Below are 2,102 nucleotides of genomic sequence, written 5' to 3'. Positions count from 1 at the left end.
AATCTTCCATCGCCGGATACAGCACTTCTTCAACGATCGGCGACAGACGATGGATTTCGTCGATGAACAACACGTCGTGCGGCTCAAGATTGGTCAGCAACGCGGCCAGATCACCCGGGCGTTCCAGCACTGGCCCGGAGGTGCTCTTGATCGACACACCCATTTCCTGGGCAATGATGTTGGCCAGCGTGGTCTTGCCCAGCCCCGGTGGGCCGAAGATCAGGGTGTGATCGAGGGATTCACTGCGGCCACGCGCAGCCTGGATGAACAGCTCCATCTGCTCGCGCACGGTCGGCTGGCCAATGTAGTCGGCCAGACTGACCGGGCGGATGGCCCGATCCTGGACTTCTTCGCGCTCGCGCGGGCTGTGCGCGGCGGCGATCAGACGATCAGCTTCAATCACTTAAATCATTCCCTTCAGAGCGCGGCGGATCAGGTCTTCGCTGCTCAGGTTCTTGTCTTTGATCGCGGAAATCGCCTTGCTCGCTTCCTGCGGCTTGTAGCCCAGCGAGATCAACGCGCTGACCGCATCGGTCTCGGCGCTGTTGACCGGCGCCGGGCCGTCCGGCTGATTCGGCACCAGCGCGAACATCGCCGGCGAGGTTTCCCAAGCCTTGAAGCGGTCTTTCAATTCCACCAGCAGACGCTCGGCGGTCTTCTTGCCAACCCCCGAGACCTTGGTCAACGCCGAAGTGTCCTGAGATTGCACGCAGCGCACCAACTCATCGACTTCCAGACTCGACATCAACGCCAGCGCCAGTTTCGGCCCGACGCCGTTGAGACGGATCAGCTCGCGAAAGAAGTCTCGCTCACGCTTGCCGGCAAAACCATAGAGCAATTGCGCATCTTCGCGTACGACCAAATGGGTGTGCAGGGTCAGCGGTTCACCGACCGACGGCAACCGATAAAGCGTGGTCATCGGCACTTCCACCTCATAGCCGAGGCCATTGACATCGAGAATCAGGTGCGGCGGCTGTTTCTCAGCCAGGGTGCCGCGCAAGCGTCCAATCACGTTTTGAATCCTTGAGCGCTGGCCAGCCGTGGGCTGGCGACGATTGAAGGTGGCTTGCGCGCCGGCAACACAGGCACCGCAAAGCCACTTTCAGGAAAATTGATGCTGATGCTATCAGAGACGCAGGCGCCCGCCACGACTGCGTGCGGTTCCCAGCCCGTGCGGCAGCAGGCTGGAGCGCGTGTGCGCATGGCAAATGGCAATCGCGAGGGCGTCGGAGGCGTCGATCTGCGGCTTGCTGGTCAACTTGAGCATGTGCATGACCATCATCTGCACCTGCTCCTTATTGGCCGCACCAGTCCCGACGACGGCCTGTTTGACTTGCGTGGCGGTGTACTCGGCGATCTCCAGACACTCTTCGGCGCCGGCGACAATCGCAGCGCCCCGTGCCTGTCCGAGCTTCAGCGCCGAGTCGGCGTTTTTCGCCATGAACACTTTTTCAATACCCATGGTCACCGGGCCGTAGGTCTTGATGATTTCGCGCACGCCGCGATAGACGATTTGCAGACGCTCATGCAGCTCGCCGGAGCCGGTGCGAATGCAGCCCGAGGCCACATAGATGCAGCCACCCCGCCCGGTATCGCGAACGATCCCGTAACCGGTGATGCGCGAACCGGGGTCGATACCAAGGATTAGAGTCATAAAGCCTGCAGATTCATAAAAACGATTTACCTGACAGCCAATAGCAAATGTGGGAGCGAGCCTGCTCGCGAAGGCGGTATGTCAGCAGATACAGGTGCTGAATGACACACCGCTTTCGCGAGCAGGCTCGCTCCCACAGGGAAGACTAGTCGCTTATCAGCCAAGCTGAGCGGCGACGTCTTCCGGGATATCCGCGTTGGAGTAGACGTTCTGCACGTCATCCAGGTCCTCAAGCATGTCGATCAACTTGAGCACCTTCTCCGCACCTTCCAGATCCAGCTCGGCGCTGGTGGTCGGCTGCATGACGATTTCCGCATCATCGCCCTTGAACCCGGCCGCTTCCAGCGCGTTGCGCACCGCATAGAAACCGGTGAACGAGGTGAACACATCGATCGAACCGTCGTCGTGGGTGACCACGTCATCAGCATCGGCTTCCAGCGCCGCTTCG

General features: G+C 60.4%; 4 protein-coding genes. All 4 read right to left on the bottom strand.

The window, feature by feature from the left end:
* The coding region (locus OQK_RS31415) for an AAA family ATPase (RefSeq protein WP_038861042.1) at positions 1-403 on the bottom strand (403 nt) is incomplete at its 3' end.
* Positions 404-1,012 carry a Holliday junction branch migration protein RuvA gene (ruvA, locus tag OQK_RS17380; protein WP_016773502.1) on the bottom strand — a complete coding sequence of 203 codons (609 nt, stop codon included), beginning with the start codon at positions 1,010-1,012 and terminating at the stop codon, positions 404-406.
* 114 nt (positions 1,013-1,126) lie between these two features.
* A complete protein-coding gene (gene ruvC, locus OQK_RS17375; protein WP_016773501.1) occupies positions 1,127-1,654 on the bottom strand; it encodes a crossover junction endodeoxyribonuclease RuvC in 528 nt (175 codons plus the stop codon).
* 156 nt (positions 1,655-1,810) lie between these two features.
* On the bottom strand, positions 1,811-2,102 hold a 292-nt coding region (locus OQK_RS17370; protein WP_016773500.1), incomplete at its 5' end, for a YebC/PmpR family DNA-binding transcriptional regulator.

The organism is Pseudomonas sp. R62, assembly GCF_000257605.1.
Classification (GTDB): domain Bacteria; phylum Pseudomonadota; class Gammaproteobacteria; order Pseudomonadales; family Pseudomonadaceae; genus Aquipseudomonas; species Aquipseudomonas atacamensis.
The sequence above is the reverse complement of the archived record's forward strand: the minus strand, read 5'-3'. Positions and strand labels throughout refer to the sequence as shown.

Coding starts and splice junctions, on each gene's coding strand:
- ruvC (WP_016773501.1), bottom strand. CDS start 1,654: ATGACTCTAATCCTTGGTATCGACCCCGGTTCGCGCATCACCGGTTAC.